We start from the raw sequence: 18,042 nt of genomic DNA, 5'->3' as shown, positions 1-18,042 counted from the left end.
GGACCCCATGACCCCTGTGTTTCCTGTTACTCTACCTTTTTCCTTCATCCGTTGATCCATTTTTGCAAGTTCATTCCACACTATCTTTCAATGATGGAACAAAAAATCGCACCCCCGGCTTTAAAAGACACGATGATATGCCTTAATTATCCTGTTCGTCATTTTCTGTGTTATATTTTCTTATCATCTTTTCTTTTTCATTTTCCGTCAACGTATCCCACAATAATCGGATCATACACTGCAATTCATTTATTCTGCTTTCCCGTTCCTCATCGGTGATATTGGGAGCGATGATTTCGATTGTCGTCTTTCCAATCCTGTACTGTCGATCCGCTTTCAAACTTCCTTCTCCCTGCACAGTCATCACCTCAATTCACTCTATGCAGGAGATGGAAGAGGACTGGCATGGAAAATTTGCCGTTAAACGGATTCGGTCGGTTCAAGAAGGAAACCGCATAGCAACCCGGCCACCCAACGGATAGACGAAGTTGAAAATAACAATCAAACAGCCGGCCAAGTTCACCGGCTGTTACCAAACCGCTTCCGCTATGTGCCGGATGAAGACGTACCCCGATTCGTCCCCATTCGGTAAAACTCATGAAACAGCTTGATCAATGCCCTCTTCTCAATCCTCGACACATAAGAGCGAGAAATACCCAATTCTTTGGCGATCTCCCGCTGCGTCTTTTCTTTCCCTCCACCAAGACCGAACCGGCACCGGATCACTTCCTGTTCGCGTTCATCCAAAATGTGTATGTGATTGTATATTTTCTTTTTCTCGATCTTCATCTGCACCTTATCAATCACTTCATCACGTTCCGTTCCCAGAACATCAATCAGAGTGATTTCGTTTACCCTTAGTGTTTATCTGTCTTATACTCTAACTTTAGAAAAGGCGATTCTTGTGGCTACCAACCAACTGAAGGGAATCGCCTTCACCCTAATCCAGTAGAAAGGAGCTTGATTTCAGTGTACACCCAACTCAGAAAAATGGGAACCATTTGCCATCAGTGTGGGATTCGTTTCTACCAGGATCGGTCTAATCAGGTGTATTGTTCTGATCCTTGCCGAAAGTTGCGTTATTACCATTCCCACAAAGACCGGCTTAACCGACACCGGCGGGAGCGATACCAGAGAAGACGTAACCCCTCACTCCCCTATTTTCGCTAGACGGAAAAATTAAAAATAGTGGCGTTTTTTAGCAGACATGAAAGAGATACCTGGAATAGGGGAGGGAGGTTGCGATGGAGATCATAGAATACCCGGTACACGGGATCAACTCTTATACTGCAAAGTTCATTGAAGAAGATGACGGCTATATTGTGGAAATCTACCCTCAAGACCCACCTGCAAAAGAAGAGGAAGACTGGCCTGCATTGATCCGCTTTATACTCTGGATCTTCGACGATCCCCCACAGCAAGAAGAAATCAAGCCGCTTGTAAGAAAAAAATTTGCGTACTCAGTTGATTACGTGAACGCAGTTAATAAGATGGTTTATCAATATGAGCTTCCTATCAAACATAGACAAGAACTTTTTAGCTGGGACGGCCAAGTATTCGAGCCCCCCTCATCATCAACACGATCCACGCGGGCTGATAAAAATGAGCCTCAACTTAAATATGAAATCGAAGATGTACCATTCAGGGCAGGAGATAAGTCCGGAAAGATCCGAGTAAGGCGACCGATTCTAGTCGGCGGTAAGAAACCCAGACACTTGAAAGAAGAAGCCTGGGCGCTACAGAAGGAGGCGAGGAAGAATGATCAAATGGGCAATCAAACTCAAAAGCAAAATTAACATAGTATCAATCAATCTGTTTGTTGGGTGTTTGATTGCGGCGTGTGTGTTAATTTTATCCTACGCCCATACAACAGCGCTGTTTGAACGATCAGGCTACCGTTCGCTTTTGGCCCATCTCGGGGTGATTGGTTTTGAGGCAGCGTTTGTTCTTGGGACGGTCACTTTGATTTGGGCGACGTTAAACGGTGAAAAAGTTCGACTGTCAACCAGGTGTGTGTTTGGTTTAGGTGTTCTGTTCAATCTGTATTCAAACATCACCTCCGGGATTGCGAAAAACGGACAGCCGTTAGTGTTCTATGTCTGGCGGGGGATTGTCATTGATGAGGCCGTTTTAGTGGGCGCGTTGATTCCGTTACTGATTGTAGCAGCCGAACTGGTTATCAGTGACGCAATCGTACAGTATCGCAGACAAAGAGGCAAACAGCGGATTGGTCAAACAGTCGAGCGGCCCAAACAAACAGGCAAACAATCAGACGGACGACCGATCAAACAAACAGACAAGCAGACGACTGATCAAACAAACAGGCAATCAGGCGAGCCGTCAGACAGTCGGACCGTTGAACAAACAGACCAACAGTCGAACAAACGGACAGACAAACAATCAGGCAAACAAACAGACTGTCAAACACTTGAAACAATTGCCCTCCGTTTGAAAGAGGAGCTGGGTGACTGGCCGTCATACCGACGGCTGGCAAAAGAGGCGAATGTAACACCATATCAAGCCGGCCAAACGATCAAACGATTAAAGCAGCGGGTAAGCTAAACGTTGGAGGAAATGGTGATAATTCTTATTTCATAAAATCTGCCGATGAATGATTAAACCCCCAACCTCAAAATTAGTTGGGGGTTTAACAACACAAAGGTTTATAATAATTCTTCAAGTGCAGCATTTAAATCACCAAATGTTTGGTATCTTTTAGTCCTGTCTTTTTCAAGGCATTTCATTAGTATTCGTTCCAATTCAGGAAATGGCTCTGCGCCAGCCTGTTCAAATGATCGTATCCTTCCCTGGCTTACCGCCAATAACTTTTGTTCAAAAGGAATAGCTTTCAAATCAATTTTTTCCTCTTCCTCTAATGATTCAACATAAACAACAGGAGTCTTTCCAGTGTAAAGGAAAAAAGCGACTGCTCCAAATGAGTAAATTTCAGAAATAGCATCTAATGGAATATTTGCATTTCCATCCATCATCTGAGTCGTAGTTTCTGGAGGGACATAATGAACCATTCCCCCTCTATAATCAGAATTAGGATGGTTTACATTAACTGCCGTTTCCAAATCAATCAAATGAAAGTTTTCTTCTTTGTCTACAACAAAATGTTTAGGCTGGAGATCCCCATGCAGATAACCGCATTTATATAGATGTACTACATTCTCAAGCATTTTACATAAGTCCTGGATAAACTGGCGTTTGTGATCTATTGAAAGGGGTTTTTCTCTCAGATATGAACAATGGTGTGTAACAGTTACCCCATCAATCCACCGGCGAAGCAACCAAAATATAGAGTCAAGTTCCCCGCTAGCTACAAACAGGTCTCCCGTGAATTGATTTACGTCCCTCAGTATTTTCGCTTCTTTTTTCAATGCGTGAGCCCTGTTCGTAACTTTTGTTTCATCTGAGAGAAGATCCATCATTTTGATCATCATCTCTTCATTGTCACCCTTGATTTTATATGAACATCCTTTTCGGGCATGTAGGGGCTTCAACACAGTTAATTGCATGTCAAGAAACTCACTTAGTTTATCGATAAATTCTAAATAGCGACGATCCTCGTTAATTATCATTCTTAACAATCATCCTTTCCCATTCTTGTTTCCCCCAAATGAACACAGACTGATAATACCTATGACGTCTCATGCTTTCGATAGACGAAATATCACAATCTGAAACTAAAAAAGGTGCATGTACATTTTTCCCTTGATCCAAGGATTCAATTAATTTTGGCAGTAAGAATGGAGCTTTTTTGAAGAAATAAGGATCTCGTTCTTTAATTGCTGAACGAATTGATAAGAAATGACAAGGAGGTTCAGGTATGCTTAGTCCCTGTCTGCTGGTTGCTTTTTCATTAATCCAAAACTTTCCGACCATTACCCCTACTTGTGTGTAGAGTAACTTCAATAACCAATGGGGCCATGAAAAAAGCTCTTCGCCATCGATGTTGTGAAATCTTTCTGGAAGATCAAATATAACATTTTCACATGCAAGAATCCCTTTAGGACTGTTTTGATGATGCTGCCGGTATTGACGAAGTTGCTCACAATGAACAACTCCATAGTAAAACATCTCTTCTTGAAGCTCCTCTATTGTATGACCATTTAATCTGTAATAGGTAGCAAATAAGACATCATTTTTTTCGGCTGATTTGAGAAAGGGGCAATAACCATCTGAAATCCTTAAACAATAGGCACTGTATGGATCGGGTTCACTAAACTTGATGACTCTACGTGATTTAAATTGAATCATCCATCTCACATCCTCTCCGAAAAAGAAACTCCAAGTGAATATCTTGGAGTTTCTTTTTTACAGTTGAGTGTTATTCATGTTTGCCAGGTGTACAATCCCATGAGGCGCGGGTCCATTCCCCTGTTGTCAAATATTCATGGTATGCATTTTCATCGAGATTTCCTTGATCATCCATAAACCAAACCGGATGAAGTTGGCCAAATCGTTTTTCGTACTCGTGGATCCAGTGAATTGCTCCTTCTCCCTTTGCTGGTGAGTGTCCTACAACTACACCGCCATGTTCCTTACAAAAGTTTTGATATTTGGCGGGATCGGTATAAAGCTTATGCCAGATAGAGTCAATCAGCCTGGAAGGCATGTTTAAACCTTTAACACCCTCAGCGAACAATTGGAAGAATCGACCGAGTTCAATTTGGGCGGATTGAAGCAAACTTGGTTTAGTAGGAGATAAAGCAGTCATGTAAAATGACCTCCTCAAAAAATTTGATTTTTGCAAGTCGGAATGAAGTAAAATTTTAAATGCGGCAGAGCATCCCTCCCTTCAATAAATTTGGTCACCAGGCAATTGCGGGTAATAAACTTTTTACTTTTCCGTTAATTTGCAATACATCACCTATTTTTAAAACCTTTCCGTATTCGAGAGTAAGCGTGATATCTTCGCCTTCCTTTGTCTCGAATGTTACAACCATAGCCTTTCCTATTTCCTCAAGTGAGTAGTATTGGAGATGACAGTAGCTTGTTACATCTTGGTTCTCAAGAACTTCCTCAAAATACGGCATAGATTGAGTGATTACTCTAGCTTGGGGATTGTTTTTGATGTCCTGAATAAAAGCATTGACTTCTCTTCTTGGACCCTCAATCTTGAGACTCAACATAAATTGATCACCCTTTTTTTATTGTATTCATTAAAAAAATCATCTTGAAAATAGCAGAATGGTTATTTATCAATTTTTCCAATGTTCCGATCACTTAAATTGTAATGCACACTGTCAAAATTAATCAATATTTCCGAGTATTAATATCGGAATTAAAATTGACATACTACTTGAAAGATGTAATCGAAAAAAAAAGCTTTTTTTATCATTACCCCTGTGATTACCAATGTGAATTTCCCAAAATCGATTTTGGAATCACAACTACCATTGATCATTCCCTCTTCCCTCCTATATCATGTTAATAGTATGAATTTTTAAAATGAGGTGAGAGACCAAAAATGGGTCTACTTGATCAGCTTGATAAGGGCATTATTAGTTATGCGGTAAGGAAAAAGAGGAATGAAAAGGGACTTACCCAAGAAAAGTTAAGTGATAACACTGTCTCGGATTCGACTATCTCCAATTTGGAGAACCAAGAAGCCAACGTAAAAGAGGATAAAATAATACATATATTTGAGAAGTTAGGTGTACCGAAAGAACAGATACCTCACCACATCAAAGAAATACAAACAGAAATTGAGTCATTACAATTTAAACTGGAATTCATTGAAAGTTTGATCGAAAAAGGGGACCTTGAAGGAGCATTTGAGAGGATTAATCAAATATCATTAGAAGATTATCATCCGCTTGCAGCTTATACCTTTTTTCTAAAAGGGCGTTATTTATACAGAAATAAAGAGTGGGACAAGGCCGAAAGGCAATTCCTACATGCCATCAAGATTTCTCAGAGAAACAAGATTAAACACAAAGATAACATTCTGGCTATGTGTTACAACGAGTTAAGTCGATGTAGATATAACCAGAATGATTTAAAAGAAGCTGTTAGTTATGTAGATCAGGGTCTAAATGAAGTTGACGAATCCCTGGAAAAGAATGATATTAAGTACCCGTTAATCATCAATAAGATTTACTATTCACTACGTTCTTTTCAAAATGACCAAGCGTTTCAGCTATTAAATGAAGTCTGGCCTTTAATTCCCCATATACCACAAACTCAACTTATACTGGACTTGTATAAGTTCCGCGCTATTCTGTTACGTAAAAGCCAAAATTATTCAGAAGCAATTCAATGCTGTAAGGAAGGAATTAGACTAGGTTACCGAAAAAACCCTACCAGGACAATGGATTTGCTGTTGATCCTCGGGAGCATCCATCTAAAAAGGAATGAATTCAAAGAAGCAAATGAATACTTCCAAATGGCTGTTTGTCTTGACAAAAGCTTTGAATTTCCTCGACGACATATAGACGCCTACATTTACTTGAGCATTTTATACTCTGCTCAGGAGGAATGGTCAGAAGCTTATAAATATCTGAATAAAGCCATTGAAAAGGGAAGGGAAATCAAGGATGTTTTTCGATTGACGAAAGCGCTACTCGTTCGCGGGAATTGCCATCTTAAACAACAGGAGTATGAAAAAGCAGCCTCCTATTTTCAAGAGGCTGCAGATCTCTCAAATGAACACGGTCACAGAAATCACCAGCGCACAGCGTACTTTAAAATGGCGCAATGTTTTGGTAAGCTTGGGAAGGTGGAGGAATTCTCAGAGTGTACTAAAAAGTTGTTTTTCCTCCAACATGAAATATTTGAAGGTGAGGATGATGATTATGAGTTTATTTAATTTACAATATCCCTTCAATGTAGCCGGCAGAAGAGCGGGCGAAGATGACGATGATACTGTTGGCCGTTGATTATATTCAGTCTTTTCTCTAATTGTCCACCCACTAGTATATCAAAACTCAGCTATCCAAACAAAGGTTTGGAAGCTGAGTTTTTTTCTGTAAAATGACAATTTCGATCTTTATTTTTCCTCAATAATTTCAGCATTCATTTGAGGAATGGTGATGGTCCAACCAGCCTGGGAGGTGTAGGTTTTTTGTTCCATCATTGTCCCGTATACAGTCACAATATCTTCTTCTACAGCATCAGTACTTCCAAAATAATTAACCCACACTACATCGTTGAAGTCCCAAATATCGTAACCTCTATAGGTGACGGCTATACGCATGAAACCAATTCCATTGGATTCCTGTATTTCGAGGACCTGACCCCTGAATTTCACATTCTTTCCAATGTATTTATCCGGACTTTTTTCGAGTTGCCCATATTTCACTGTAATACAGGATTTCTTGAAGGCCTCTTCTTTTGCCTTTTTTTCTGCTGCGATCTCCGCAGCAGTTTTTTCTCGCGTAACTGTAATTGTTTGTCTGGCTTCCTGATACCCGTCCTTGGAAGCCACAACCTCATATGAGTATTCTCTTGGGACGTTGGTGTCTACTTCAAATTGAAAGTTCCCTTTCTCGTCTACTCTAACACCCGAAGGTTTGCCGTTATAGAACATAGTGACTTTTGTTCCTGGCTCAGTGCTTCCTTTTATAATATATTTGTTATCTTGTGTAGTAATGGTGGTTGAATCAAAGGAAAGTTTTACGGTGGGCTTAACTTCTTTTTTGGTTTCTTGTGCAGCAACTGGAGTATCAGCTTTTGGTGAGGCAGCTGGTGGATCCGTTAGAGCTGAGGACACGCCCCAAACAATTAGCACAATCAATCCTAAAAAGAAAGAACCTCCACTGACCCCAAGCATGATCAAACCTTTCTTTCGTGTTTCTTTATCGGAAACACGTATGATTGCGTAAATTAAGAATCCAATTGAACCAAGGATGAAAATGGCTCCTTTAGACCAAAAGCCGGTGATGATAAATAACAACCAGAGCAACAGTTTTTTCCATCCTATCTTTTGGTAAATCATCCCCAACTGTTGCAAAATTTCATTTGATTTTGATTCACTCATGTAAATCCCCCTTGTGGTCTTGATTAATTATTTATTCGTTGGCCATAACCATTTTCCGTCTGTATTTTTAAAAAAATTCGGGTAACCGAAGGAGGCCACTTAAAACCCCCAACACCGCTTTGATGTTGGGGTTTCTCTATGGCTAGTCTAGAAGAAGCGAAACGAGCTTTCAATACCATTATGGATTCAATTAACTGATCAAGCTAGGCAGTAAAAATGGTATGGACAGCTACCCTTTCAATACCATTATGGATTCAATTAACCCAACTTGAATTTCATCGCCACTCCGGAGAGGTTGCCCTTTCAATACCATTATGGATTCAATTAACCGTTACCGCTGGTGTACTTGGGCTTGGGGCGGCTATCTTTCAATACCATTATGGATTCAATTAACCCCGCAAGGTTGGACCGATATAGAAGACAGCACAGATGGCCCTTTCAATACCATTATGGATTCAATTAACCCAGTGTGTGAACATCACAAATATCAAACAATTTCATTACATCAAAAGCGAAAAAAATCTGTGAACCTCTGATCTTGCAAAAACATTGGGAGGGTTCACAGACATTTTAATCAGTTGAAGGAAATTGAATACCAAATCCATTATGGATTCAACTAGATCAAAAATTAATTGTCTATATTTCAATTCCAGAATGGATTTCAAAGCAAATAGTTTATTGTAATAAAAAATAGGTTAACTCGTCTACTTTTAAATATAGTATGTATTTGAAGTAAAATCAAATAAACACATAAAAAAAGAAAAAATCGGACCACAGGATAATAATAGCACATTTGCCAAATAACAAAATATTTATTATATTGACATCATCTGTTTAAAAATTAATTTTCTATAGGAGTGAAATAGGTGATGTTGCGATCATGCGAGCCGAATTGAAGTTTCATATAGATGAGGAAGTTCTGTTGCCCTATGACCTCAATTACTCAATAAGCAGCTTTATCTATCACTGCATCGGACAATCTGCTCCATACTTGGCCAGTTGGCTGCACAACACCGGTTTACAGTACAAAGGAAAAGCATATAAGCCATTTGTCTTTTCTCGTTGCGATTTCACCTCACGAGTTAACCTGCATTCAGGTATGAAAGTTAGAGGAATGCTTTCGTTCCAGATTGATTCGATTATGCCTGAGATTATTCATCACTTTATTGAAGGAGTATGGATGCTCGGGCATTTACGTCTATTAGATTTTTCTTTCCCTCTGCAACAAGTTGATCTCTTACAGGTCGATTTTTCCGAAACCATGATCTATAAGTCATTAAGTCCAATTGTGGTTCCCATTCAAATAAACAGCAAGGTCATTTTTTGTCATCCTCTCGACAGCCGCTTTTACGACAGTATGAGGAATTCCCTCAAGAAATGGTACTACCTGCGCTGGCAGGAAGAGTTCCCGGAAGAGGAGGCGATTCATATCCGCCTGTTTCGTCCAGAGAGGTTCCAACTCGAAAAAACGGCTGTCTTAACCCGTTACAAAGAAAAAAAGATCAAAGGTTACCTCATCCCATTAGAAATTGATGCACCAGTAAAAATGCAGCAAGTGATTTATGAGGCCGGCCTGGGAAGTTATTCCAGCCAAGGGTTTGGATGCGTATCAATTTTAAATGATTTCCATTGATAAAGGGAGGTGATATGAATGAAAGTGAGGCTGTACCATACTCAAGATCCTTGGATGGATATTGGCTTGGTAGCTTTTTACGAAGCGTTGGATCATATCCAAGAGAATGAAGAGTTGATGGACGAACTGGCTTTGACTCCCGGGTATCTGTCCTTCTCTTTGGAAGAAGATCTAATGGAAGATTTGCAAGATCATCTCATTACCTACTTAAAAGAAAATCTAAATAAAGTTCTTCTTCCCCCTGCCGAACTAAAACTTCTCAATATTAACGATTGGAATAAGAAAAACGAGCGTGGTTTTCTTAACGAGCTATACAAACGAACTTTGTCCAAAGATGAGATTGATTTCCTGAAAAGCAAAACGGATGATTATGGTCAACCCAAACAATACTTAAGCCAACCGCAAAAAGTGGTCGAAATCTCTTGCGCAAGAAATTTTATCGGGCTAAAGGCAGATTGGCGGCGCATGACCGAGACCTATGAGGAGGAAGTAGAGGGTTTCTTCAAACAGTTTTTTTCTGAATCCCCAAAAAAGAAAACCTGCCCCTTGTGTGGCCAAGATGCTGATCCGAAAAGTTTCCGTCCCATGAATCAAAGCCGCAATGTATTATTTAACCAGCATCACGGTACACCGATCCGGGGATATGCTTCTTCCGTATCCAAGGAAAGCATGTGCCCTACTTGTAATTTGCTGAATTTATTTGCCACGCTGCAAGTAAAGAGGCATCCATACTTTGTTAATAAGCACCAAATCACACATCTCCTTGTTCCGGAAGTATCCAATCTGAGATCTCTTTCTCAACTGATGCAAACGATCTCTTCCAACGGATTAGAACAAGATCTGAGTGTAAATAAAAAAATAATCAGCTATCGTACCAATATCAACAAGCTGAAACATCCGACCTTGTATGTTTCTCTACTTCAACTCTATTTCTGGATGAATCACATTCAAGAAGAATCAGGTTTTATCCATAATCCTTTAGAAAATCAAGATCGTTCAGCTTTAAATGGCTGGCTCATTCCCAGGTATAATAAAGGGCAAAATGTTATTTTCAAAGAGTTTACCCGACTTTCAGTGGATGAAGACCTATTTTCCCTCACTTTGCGTATTCATTACAACAACAATCTTAACGAAGGGGATGTGGTCAATGATTTTATCAACTGTATTCGTTCAGAAGATGAACAGCTATTGGACCATATAGCAGAAGGAATTTTCCGCAAAGATGTCCGAAAAATCGCGCGAAATGTGTATCAACTATATAAAGCTTCACTCAAGCACCCGCAGAAATACAATATTTCCATCCGGGGTTCCCGCTTTTTTAGTGAGTATCTTCCTTACTTATACAAGCATATTGAAAAGGAGGATGTTGCCTTGTTTAACGACCAACTCCATGAAGATCTTCGTTTATTGGGTAAAGTCATTGGCCAGCATACAGATTTGTCTGCCATGAATAAACTGAACACCGCAGCTTCTCGTGACACGTTTATCGCCGCTTTAAAAGAGGCACTATTTAAAATCTATAAACAACAAATTTCTTCGCAAAAAGACCAAAAAGCAGACGAAATCTATAACATCGGCACGAAACGCATGCAGAATATTCTTACCCAGTTAGATGACAAACAACTGTTGACCATCCGGGATACCTTGGTCATCTATGCTAGTTTGGCTGCTTTCCAAGCCAACAACTTAAAGAAGAAGGAGACGATGGAAGCATGATCAAGTCTATATTGCTCAGTTGGCTAACTAGAACCGATCTTGGGAACTTGAATGCTGGGGAAGGGGCTGGAAACTTATCTGATTTAAAACTCTATGATAATGGCCGCAAGCCTTATGTGTCCGGACAAGCCGTGCGTCGCGCTTTATTTGATACCATCCAAAGGAATTATCCTGAACATTTTCATTGTTCCCCCGAAACGCCATGTGGGGACGTAGAAAATTGCTGGAGCTGCGATTTGCGCGGATTTCTCGCAACCGAAGAAGGAAAAGGTGGAACACGACGCTGGTCACCGGTCAAATCTTCACCTGCGCTGGGACAAATTCAAAAAGATATTATCAATGACCTATTAACTCGTCATTCTGACATTACCAAAGAAAATCGGGAAAGCAAGGATATGCGCCTGGCTTATGTGCAAATGGTGGAAAACACGTACAAAGTCAATCTTGTGATAGATGTGGACAATATTGGACGCGTGGTGGAACCCGTCATTGAAACCAAAGGAAAAAAACAAAAAGTAACGGGTTACCAAACCACGATTGATATCGGTGAACAAGAGCGGATGATCCGTGTACAAGCTTTGCTTGATGGGGTTTATCACCTGAGTGGCTTTGCAAAACAAGCCCGTGCCCTGAATTCCCTGGCTCCCGAGTTTTTGTTTATCTCATTGAAAAACACGTATAATCAACGTGGCCTCAACGCTTTGGATCTGGATCATGACTGCAACATGCATCCGGAACGTTTATCCATCATTCTAAAGGAACATCAAATGTTGGGAGATCAAGTCTGTGTAGGTTGGACTCCGGGAGTGATAACAAATGAAAGCGAGATTCGCCCTGTTTTCGAACAATACCATGTTCCTATTCTCTCGGTGCTTGAAGCTATCGAATGGGCGAAGGAACAAGTCGGCAAAAAGCAGGGGTAACCATGCGCATTCTCACCTTTGATTGCCATGTACCCGGATGGTGTTCCTTTCGGATTCCTCATAGCATTAACGCCCATTTAACTTATCCCGCTCCCCCTCCGACCACAGTGTATGGACTGATCGCGAACGCGATGGGGCTCTGGCAAGATGATTATTCTTTGATGCCCCACATGGAAGTCGGGATTCGGATCTTGAATCCAGGCTCAAAAGTTGAAACATTTACACGTTGGATGAAGTGGAACCCGGCAAAAAACAGCATGACAATGACTGTAGTGAAACAAAAGCTGATTCAACCTGCTTATCGAATATATGTTTCTGCAGAGGAATCACTTCTTAACACGATTTATGAAGCGCTAAATCAACCAGCTCGTTTGCTTTACCTGGGGGAGTCCGACGATCTGGTTGAATTGTCGCAAATCCTTATTCAAGATGCAAATACTGCCCAATCCAAGCGCATTGACAGCTCGGTTCCTTTCCACCTCATCCCGGAACAGGGAATGGTAAAAAACGTATCTGTTGTCCGATGGCCGGTAAGATTTGAGCAAAACCAGCGTTCTTACTCCGTTCAATATGGTATGGTGTATCTTGGAGAGCAAATAAAATTGTCTTATCCTATCCCTTGTTTGCAGCTCTCCCATACAGAAGATTACATTCTGTTGAAAGGTGGAGCCGAACATGTTGCTGGCTAAACCATATCATGCGTTGCAGGCTCATTTGGAAGACGCTTATAGCGTCTTCCGATTCTTATGGTCACAACACCAAGAAATTTTCCAAGATTGGTGTCAAAAAAATAATCTGGATCTTGAAGAAACCCATCGTTTGTTAGCTCTTGGCGTTTATTTGCACGATATTGGTAAAGCCAATTTGGAGTGGCAAAAATATCTCAATAGCGATAAAAAGAAAACGCGAATTTCTCATCCATTGCTTTCTTTTGCTGTCCTTTGGGAACTGTTTGCCCGGTGGAACGGGCATACTTTCTACACCCAACCGCTTTTGCGCTCGGTGTTGACCGCAGTCCTAGCCCATCATCATATGCTTCATAACGAAAGCTATGAACATGTGAAGAGTTTATTCTCTTCCTCTATTCACCTTCCAGGTGATGAAGTGAATCAAATGATCCAGTCTTTCCTCAAAAAGTATCCGTTCCCTTCATTTACGCCTTTTAACGCGAATGAATTGGAATGGACTGGGCCAATATTGGCGGAAAGAGTGAGAAAAATACGACAGTATGTAAATCGATTGGATAAAAAAGAGAAGAAGCTAGCCAAAGCCCTTCATACGTTTTTTCTCAGTGTCATTTGTCAATGCGACCACACCTCCAGCGGGATCGCTGAGGAGCTTTACCACAGTGGTACTTTGGAAAAAACTAAGCCTGCTCTGGAGCAGATGGGAGACTTAGCACTGCAACAGCGTATTCCCACTTTAATCATCGATATAGAAAATCCGGTCTTTTTACGTCCAAATTCATTGCAACAACAGCTCATCACGAACATTTCCCCCTATATGATGCTTCGGGCAGGATGTGGTGAAGGAAAGACAGGAGCGGCATTATGGTTTGCACGTCATTGGTTGGAACAGAAAAAAGCCAATCGAGTCATTTTTACCCTCCCCACCCGGTTTACGATCAATTCTATGTACCAAGATTTCATTTCTGCGGAACGCTACGGGTTTGCAGAAGAAAACATCGGTATTTATCATTCTGAGGCCTTACGTTTTTTGAAAGGAACCAAAGACGAAACAGAAGAGAATGAAAGATTATGGCAAGAACTGAGAAGCCAAGTATACAAAAATAGCATTTTCCAAAACGGAATCACCATCACCACTGTGGATCATCTATTATACAGCCTCCTCCATTCCCATAAAAATGCGGACTTGGCTTTTGGCAATATCCAACAATCCGTCATTATCTTTGATGAGTTGCATTATTACCAAGATTTTACACTTAAAAAGATTGGGGAATGTTTCCGGCTGCTGAAAGAAATGCAAATTCCCCACCTTATTATGTCGGCCACACTTCCCGATTCATTCTTTAAAAAAATAAATAAAATCGGCAAAAGAAAACCTTATATTCTAGTTGAAAGCGGCGTACCAGTCAAAGTGAAAACTCCTTTCATCATTGAAAAAGCAAAAGAACCTCTGTTTTCTCCTGAACAAGGTATAAGCGCAGACGCAATACAATGCATTAAAGACCATTTGTCCCTTCGTCAAATGATCATTACCAACCAGGTAGAACGAGCCAAATCTATCACGAAAGAACTAAAGCAAATCTTTCCCAACCACAACATCATTTGCTATCATTCTGAATTCACCCCCAAAGATCGGGCGAAAAAAGAAAGATGTATCAAAATCCTGTTTAAACCGACCAAGGATCGAAGCTTGTTTGAGAGGACATTTATTCAGTCCATAGGTTACATAGATTGTGACCAGGTAATTCTAGTCAGCACGCAAATCTGTGAGCTAAGCTTGGACATCAGCGCAGATATTCAGCTAACTGATCTGGCTCCAATTGATGCTATGACTCAACGCGGGGGTCGTCTGCATCGGATGGGAATTGCACCAACGCCAAGTACATGCGAGTGCAGACACTGCCAATCAAAATTGAACATGCCCGATTATATCTATAAGCAAGTCATTTTCCCGCTAGATCGAGAAAACAAAAAAGCTGGTTATCCATATGTAAATGAAGAAGAATGGGTTCAGCGCGAAAGCAATCTTCTTCAACAAAGCTGGGATATTATCGGAACGAAGTATTCTTTTCCAAATGTGAAAAAGTGGGTTAATCAGTTGTATCCCGACTTCTGCGACTTGGTGGACAAAGATATGCGGGAATACATTTTAGAAGATGCAGTTTTCGGCAAAAAACCCGTTGATCGCTTTGGAAAAAACTATGATGGCGAAGAAAGTGACGGTTCTTTCCAAGTCCGTCAATCACAGTATCGGACTGTCGAAGTGCTCCCATCGTTTTATCAGGAAGAAATTTTGAATAAAATTTTAGACCAAGATCCAGCCAAAGCGTTGGATATCATCAAAGACTATATCGTTTCAATGAAGGCCTATCGTTTTGGACAATGTAAACAGATGAAAGTCATTGATCTCATTGAACCTGTTCAAGATATAAAATTGCTGTTCGTTAAAGTCCCATATGATCCGAATGGCATTGGATTTGATTTTCAAGATACACCTTCTTCTTCAATCTTTATGGCTTAGGGGGATCGAAGTTGGACATTCGCTTGATCGGCGGTCAACACTTTTATTATTTGGAAAGCTGCAAAAGGCAATTGTGGCTGTACATCCACAAAGTGAATCTCGAAGAAAACTTTGAGTCGGTCGAACTTGGCCGACTCATTCATGACGAATATTACCAACGAGAAGATAAGGAAATACGCGTTGATGGAATGTTGATTGATTTTATCTCAAGAGACGGTTATGTCCACGAAACAAAATCATCTAAAAAGCCGAAAAAGGAGCATGAGATTCAGCCATTGTTTTATGCGTATTACCTAAAGCACATTCTGGGTTACGAACAGATCAAAGGGGCAAAAATACACTACCCATTAATTAAACAGGTAATCGAATTGCAATTGGATGAAAAACGAATTCAAGAAGTTGAAGAAAAAATTTCTCAAATCCTAATGATCGCCAAGCAAAAGCATATGCCGGAAATTCACTCTAATATCCGCTTGTGTCGAAAGTGCGCGTACTTCGAATTCTGTCATATTTAAGAGAGGGAACGGTTATGCCAAAGCAATCTTTTTACATTACCCGAGAAGGTAGGCTGAAAAGGCATCATAACACTGTACGGTTTGAGCATGAGGATGGACATCTCTACATACCCGTAGAGCAAATTGAGGCCATTTATGTCATGTCTCCTCTTGATTTAAACACCAAGATGATCGAATTTTTTAATTATAACCAAATCCCGGTTCACTTTTTCAACTATTATGGTTATTATTCGGGAAGTTTTATGCCCAGAGAATCCAAGGTATCTGGGTCCATTTTAATCAGACAAGCAATTGCATCTGATGATTTCGCTGAAAGGATTCCAATTGCCAAAGAAATTCTGCGTGGAGCAGCGGCAAATATCATGAAAAACGTTAGACAATTTGAGCGAAACAATGAGGCAGTCCAGGTTTTATCCCTACAAATCGAAAAAGAAGTTCATCACCTTAGCAAAACAACAGACATCGCAGGATTAATGGTGATTGAAGGAAATATACGAAAAAAATACTACCAATTAATCGATCACTTCATGGAGAACAAACATCCTGATTTTGTAATGAATGGCCGAGTAAAGAGGCCCCCCAACAATAAAATGAATGCTTTAGTCTCGTTTATCAATTCACTTGTTTATGCAACAACATTGAACGAAATTTATCATACCCATCTTCATCCAGCGATTAGCTTCCTTCATGAGCCTACCGAACGGCGCTACTCATTGGCACTTGACATCAGCGAAATTTTTAAACCACTGCTTAGTGACCGTCTGATTTTCCGGCTCATTAACCTCAGAATACTTTCAAACCAGTCTTTCGACGAATCAGATGGCATCTGTTATCTGAATCAATCGGGAAAGAAGAAAGTATTGGAAGAATACCACAAAAAGCTCACAACAACAGTTAAACACCGAACTCTGGGCAGAAATGTCAGCTACCAAAGGCTAATTCGGCTTGAATGCTATAAGCTGATCAAACACTTACTTGGCGAAAAAACTTATTCGAGTTTCAAGATCTGGTGGTGAGATTCAATATGTATGTGGTAGGAGTATATGACATCAATGTAAAGCGTGTGGCTAAGGTAAAAAAAATCTTTCAACGCTATATGTTCTGGATGCAAAACTCCACATTCGAAGGCAGCCTGACCCAAGCCCAACTGCGGGAATTAAAAAATGCATTAAAACTTGTTACAAATCCGAAAGAGGACCATATCATCTTTTATATAATTAGAAATGAGGATGTAGTGAAAAAAGAAGTCATTGGTGATCACCATCAAGATCCAAGTAATATTCTTTAGCTTGATAAAATGTCTGTGAACCTCCCGGGGATTTTGCAGGATAAGGGGTTTACAGACATTTTTGCATGTAGGTATAATTGAAATGCTTGAATCTTCTGTAGTTCACACACGGCTTTAGTTGTAACCATAATGGGATTGAAAGAGTTGGTTTCCGACGCGCTCCGTCACTATGTCGCGTCCTTTAGTTGTAACCATAATGGGATTGAAAGCTGTGATATCCCTTAGCTGGGCTCTGGTTTGATTTGGCTTTAGTTGTAACCATAATGGGATTGAAAGTATGCCGGAGATGAGCCAAGTAAGGCGCTTTATGGCTTTAGTTGTAACCATAATGGGATTGAAAGCGGATCAGCCGATCTTTCTTCCCGAAATACACTCCACTTTAGTTGTAACCATAATGGGATTGAAAGTAAGGTCAAAAAACCAGTCGACGGTTCGTCTATTACCTTTAGTTGTAACCATAATGGGATTGAAAGACAGGGATAAGCATTCACTCTGACGATCCGGATGAGCTTTAGTTGTAACCATAATGGGATTGAAAGTGGTTGAATGATACGCCACTCCATTTGCAAGTTCTGCTTTAGTTGTAACCATAATGGGATTGAAAGGTCCATCAACAAACTTGATCTATACGTTTCATCCATCCTTTAGTTGTAACCATAATGGGATTGAAAGTTGGGTCTTAATGCCCCCCATAAGTCCAGACAATTATGCAACTTTTTGAGTTAGCATTTGTCTAAATTCTCTTGGAGACCTGTAATTCAAAGCGGAGTGAG

At 40.4% G+C, this 18,042-nt stretch carries 17 protein-coding genes, 1 pseudogene and 2 CRISPR repeat arrays; of the genes and pseudogenes, 11 read left to right on the top strand and 7 right to left on the bottom strand.

From position 1 onward, the window contains the following. Positions 1–142 precede the first annotated feature (142 nt). Entirely contained in the window at positions 143–340 is a 198-nt protein-coding gene (locus BMW55_RS06490) for a hypothetical protein (protein WP_139179456.1), read from the bottom strand. A gap of 206 nt (positions 341–546) precedes the next feature. Beyond that, a pseudogene (locus tag BMW55_RS06485) lies at positions 547–852 on the bottom strand (sigma-70 family RNA polymerase sigma factor); the annotation flags it as partial. A 392-nt stretch (positions 853–1,244) separates the two neighbouring features. Here BMW55_RS06485 and BMW55_RS06480 point away from each other — a divergent pair. After that, positions 1,245–1,796 carry a hypothetical protein gene (locus tag BMW55_RS06480; RefSeq protein WP_089966558.1) on the top strand — a complete coding sequence of 184 codons (552 nt, stop codon included), beginning with the start codon at positions 1,245–1,247 and terminating at the stop codon, positions 1,794–1,796. Further along, positions 1,759–2,562 carry a hypothetical protein gene (locus tag BMW55_RS06475; RefSeq protein WP_089966557.1) on the top strand — a complete coding sequence of 268 codons (804 nt, stop codon included), beginning with the start codon at positions 1,759–1,761 and terminating at the stop codon, positions 2,560–2,562. The genes BMW55_RS06480 and BMW55_RS06475 overlap by 38 nt, the downstream gene beginning before the upstream one ends. Positions 2,563–2,663: 101 nt before the next feature. Here BMW55_RS06475 and BMW55_RS06470 read toward each other — a convergent pair whose 3' ends face one another. From BMW55_RS06470 to BMW55_RS06455, 4 genes are all read right to left on the bottom strand, one after another. Next, complete coding sequence (locus BMW55_RS06470; protein WP_089966556.1) at positions 2,664–3,584, bottom strand: protein kinase domain-containing protein; 921 nt, start codon at positions 3,582–3,584, stop codon at positions 2,664–2,666. Beyond that, positions 3,574–4,263, bottom strand: a complete 690-nt coding sequence (locus BMW55_RS06465; RefSeq protein ID WP_089966555.1) for a hypothetical protein — start codon at positions 4,261–4,263, stop codon at positions 3,574–3,576. The genes BMW55_RS06470 and BMW55_RS06465 overlap by 11 nt, the downstream gene beginning before the upstream one ends. Before the next feature lie 70 nt (positions 4,264–4,333). Next, a complete protein-coding gene (locus BMW55_RS06460; RefSeq protein ID WP_089966554.1) occupies positions 4,334–4,723 on the bottom strand; it encodes a glycine-rich domain-containing protein in 390 nt (129 codons plus the stop codon). 94 nt (positions 4,724–4,817) lie between these two features. Beyond that, positions 4,818–5,138 (bottom strand): hypothetical protein, encoded by a 321-nt coding sequence (locus tag BMW55_RS06455; RefSeq protein WP_089966553.1) that lies wholly within the window; start codon positions 5,136–5,138, stop codon positions 4,818–4,820. 338 nt (positions 5,139–5,476) lie between these two features. On the opposite strand from BMW55_RS06455, the gene BMW55_RS06450 reads away from it, so the two are divergent. Next, entirely contained in the window at positions 5,477–6,817 is a 1,341-nt protein-coding gene (locus BMW55_RS06450; protein WP_089966551.1) for a helix-turn-helix domain-containing protein, read from the top strand. Positions 6,818–6,997: 180 nt separating this feature from the next. Here the strand turns inward: BMW55_RS06450 and BMW55_RS06445 are convergent, their stop codons facing one another. After that, positions 6,998–7,987 (bottom strand): hypothetical protein, encoded by a 990-nt coding sequence (locus tag BMW55_RS06445; protein WP_089966549.1) that lies wholly within the window; start codon positions 7,985–7,987, stop codon positions 6,998–7,000. Between the two features lie 166 nt (positions 7,988–8,153). After that, a CRISPR array of direct repeats spans positions 8,154–8,451; the repeat unit is 29 nt; unit sequence CTTTCAATACCATTATGGATTCAATTAAC. 416 nt (positions 8,452–8,867) lie between these two features. On the opposite strand from BMW55_RS06445, the gene cas6 reads away from it, so the two are divergent. Genes cas6 through cas2 form a run of 8 tightly spaced genes read left to right on the top strand, consistent with a single transcriptional unit; the run spans position 8,868 to position 17,269 of the window. Further along, the gene (cas6, locus tag BMW55_RS06440) at positions 8,868–9,620 is read left to right on the top strand and encodes a CRISPR-associated endoribonuclease Cas6 (protein WP_089966547.1); all 753 of its coding nucleotides are present in this window, start codon (positions 8,868–8,870) and stop codon (positions 9,618–9,620) included. Positions 9,621–9,638: 18 nt separating this feature from the next. Continuing rightward, positions 9,639–11,336, top strand: coding sequence for a hypothetical protein (locus tag BMW55_RS06435; RefSeq protein WP_089966545.1), 1,698 nt, complete (start codon positions 9,639–9,641; stop codon positions 11,334–11,336). Then, the gene (cas7i, locus tag BMW55_RS06430) at positions 11,333–12,259 is read left to right on the top strand and encodes a type I-B CRISPR-associated protein Cas7/Cst2/DevR (protein WP_089966543.1); all 927 of its coding nucleotides are present in this window, start codon (positions 11,333–11,335) and stop codon (positions 12,257–12,259) included. The genes BMW55_RS06435 and cas7i overlap by 4 nt, the downstream gene beginning before the upstream one ends. Before the next feature lie 2 nt (positions 12,260–12,261). Beyond that, positions 12,262–12,948: a CRISPR-associated protein Cas5 gene (cas5, locus tag BMW55_RS06425; protein ID WP_170839776.1), complete on the top strand. Its 687-nt coding sequence runs from the start codon at positions 12,262–12,264 to the stop codon at positions 12,946–12,948. Next, a complete protein-coding gene (locus BMW55_RS06420; protein ID WP_089966539.1) occupies positions 12,935–15,466 on the top strand; it encodes a CRISPR-associated helicase/endonuclease Cas3 in 2,532 nt (843 codons plus the stop codon). Before cas5 ends, BMW55_RS06420 begins: the two co-directional genes overlap by 14 nt. Positions 15,467–15,477: 11 nt before the next feature. After that, complete coding sequence (cas4, locus tag BMW55_RS06415) at positions 15,478–15,981, top strand: CRISPR-associated protein Cas4 (protein WP_089966537.1); 504 nt, start codon at positions 15,478–15,480, stop codon at positions 15,979–15,981. Positions 15,982–15,995: 14 nt separating this feature from the next. Next, positions 15,996–16,997, top strand: coding sequence for a type I-B CRISPR-associated endonuclease Cas1b (gene cas1b, locus BMW55_RS06410; protein WP_089966535.1), 1,002 nt, complete (start codon positions 15,996–15,998; stop codon positions 16,995–16,997). 8 nt (positions 16,998–17,005) lie between these two features. Next, complete coding sequence (gene cas2 / locus BMW55_RS06405; RefSeq protein ID WP_089966533.1) at positions 17,006–17,269, top strand: CRISPR-associated endonuclease Cas2; 264 nt, start codon at positions 17,006–17,008, stop codon at positions 17,267–17,269. Between the two features lie 112 nt (positions 17,270–17,381). After that, positions 17,382–17,941: direct repeats of the CRISPR family, unit length 30 nt; unit sequence CTTTAGTTGTAACCATAATGGGATTGAAAG. Positions 17,942–18,042: the final 101 nt, after the last annotated feature.

The sequence above is a fragment of the Lihuaxuella thermophila genome (assembly GCF_900110165.1).
Classification (GTDB): Bacteria; Bacillota; Bacilli; order Thermoactinomycetales; family Thermoactinomycetaceae; genus Lihuaxuella; species Lihuaxuella thermophila.
The sequence above is the reverse complement of the archived record's forward strand: the minus strand, read 5'-3'. Positions and strand labels throughout refer to the sequence as shown.

What these genes read in the sequence shown, in the direction of transcription:
- BMW55_RS06480 (WP_089966558.1), top strand. Translation starts at nt 1,245, where the DNA reads ATGGAGATCATAGAATACCCGGTACACGGGATCAACTCTTATACTGCA.
- BMW55_RS06435 (WP_089966545.1), top strand. Translation starts at nt 9,639, where the DNA reads ATGAAAGTGAGGCTGTACCATACTCAAGATCCTTGGATGGATATTGGC.
- BMW55_RS06455 (WP_089966553.1), bottom strand. Translation starts at nt 5,138, where the DNA reads ATGTTGAGTCTCAAGATTGAGGGTCCAAGAAGAGAAGTCAATGCTTTT.
- cas5 (WP_170839776.1), top strand. Translation starts at nt 12,262, where the DNA reads ATGCGCATTCTCACCTTTGATTGCCATGTACCCGGATGGTGTTCCTTT.
- BMW55_RS06460 (WP_089966554.1), bottom strand. Translation starts at nt 4,723, where the DNA reads ATGACTGCTTTATCTCCTACTAAACCAAGTTTGCTTCAATCCGCCCAA.
- cas7i (WP_089966543.1), top strand. Translation starts at nt 11,333, where the DNA reads ATGATCAAGTCTATATTGCTCAGTTGGCTAACTAGAACCGATCTTGGG.
- BMW55_RS06475 (WP_089966557.1), top strand. Translation starts at nt 1,759, where the DNA reads ATGATCAAATGGGCAATCAAACTCAAAAGCAAAATTAACATAGTATCA.
- cas2 (WP_089966533.1), top strand. Translation starts at nt 17,006, where the DNA reads ATGTATGTGGTAGGAGTATATGACATCAATGTAAAGCGTGTGGCTAAG.
- BMW55_RS06420 (WP_089966539.1), top strand. Translation starts at nt 12,935, where the DNA reads ATGTTGCTGGCTAAACCATATCATGCGTTGCAGGCTCATTTGGAAGAC.
- BMW55_RS06470 (WP_089966556.1), bottom strand. Translation starts at nt 3,584, where the DNA reads ATGATAATTAACGAGGATCGTCGCTATTTAGAATTTATCGATAAACTA.
- BMW55_RS06445 (WP_089966549.1), bottom strand. Translation starts at nt 7,987, where the DNA reads ATGAGTGAATCAAAATCAAATGAAATTTTGCAACAGTTGGGGATGATT.
- cas1b (WP_089966535.1), top strand. Translation starts at nt 15,996, where the DNA reads ATGCCAAAGCAATCTTTTTACATTACCCGAGAAGGTAGGCTGAAAAGG.
- BMW55_RS06465 (WP_089966555.1), bottom strand. Translation starts at nt 4,263, where the DNA reads ATGATTCAATTTAAATCACGTAGAGTCATCAAGTTTAGTGAACCCGAT.
- cas6 (WP_089966547.1), top strand. Translation starts at nt 8,868, where the DNA reads ATGCGAGCCGAATTGAAGTTTCATATAGATGAGGAAGTTCTGTTGCCC.
- BMW55_RS06450 (WP_089966551.1), top strand. Translation starts at nt 5,477, where the DNA reads ATGGGTCTACTTGATCAGCTTGATAAGGGCATTATTAGTTATGCGGTA.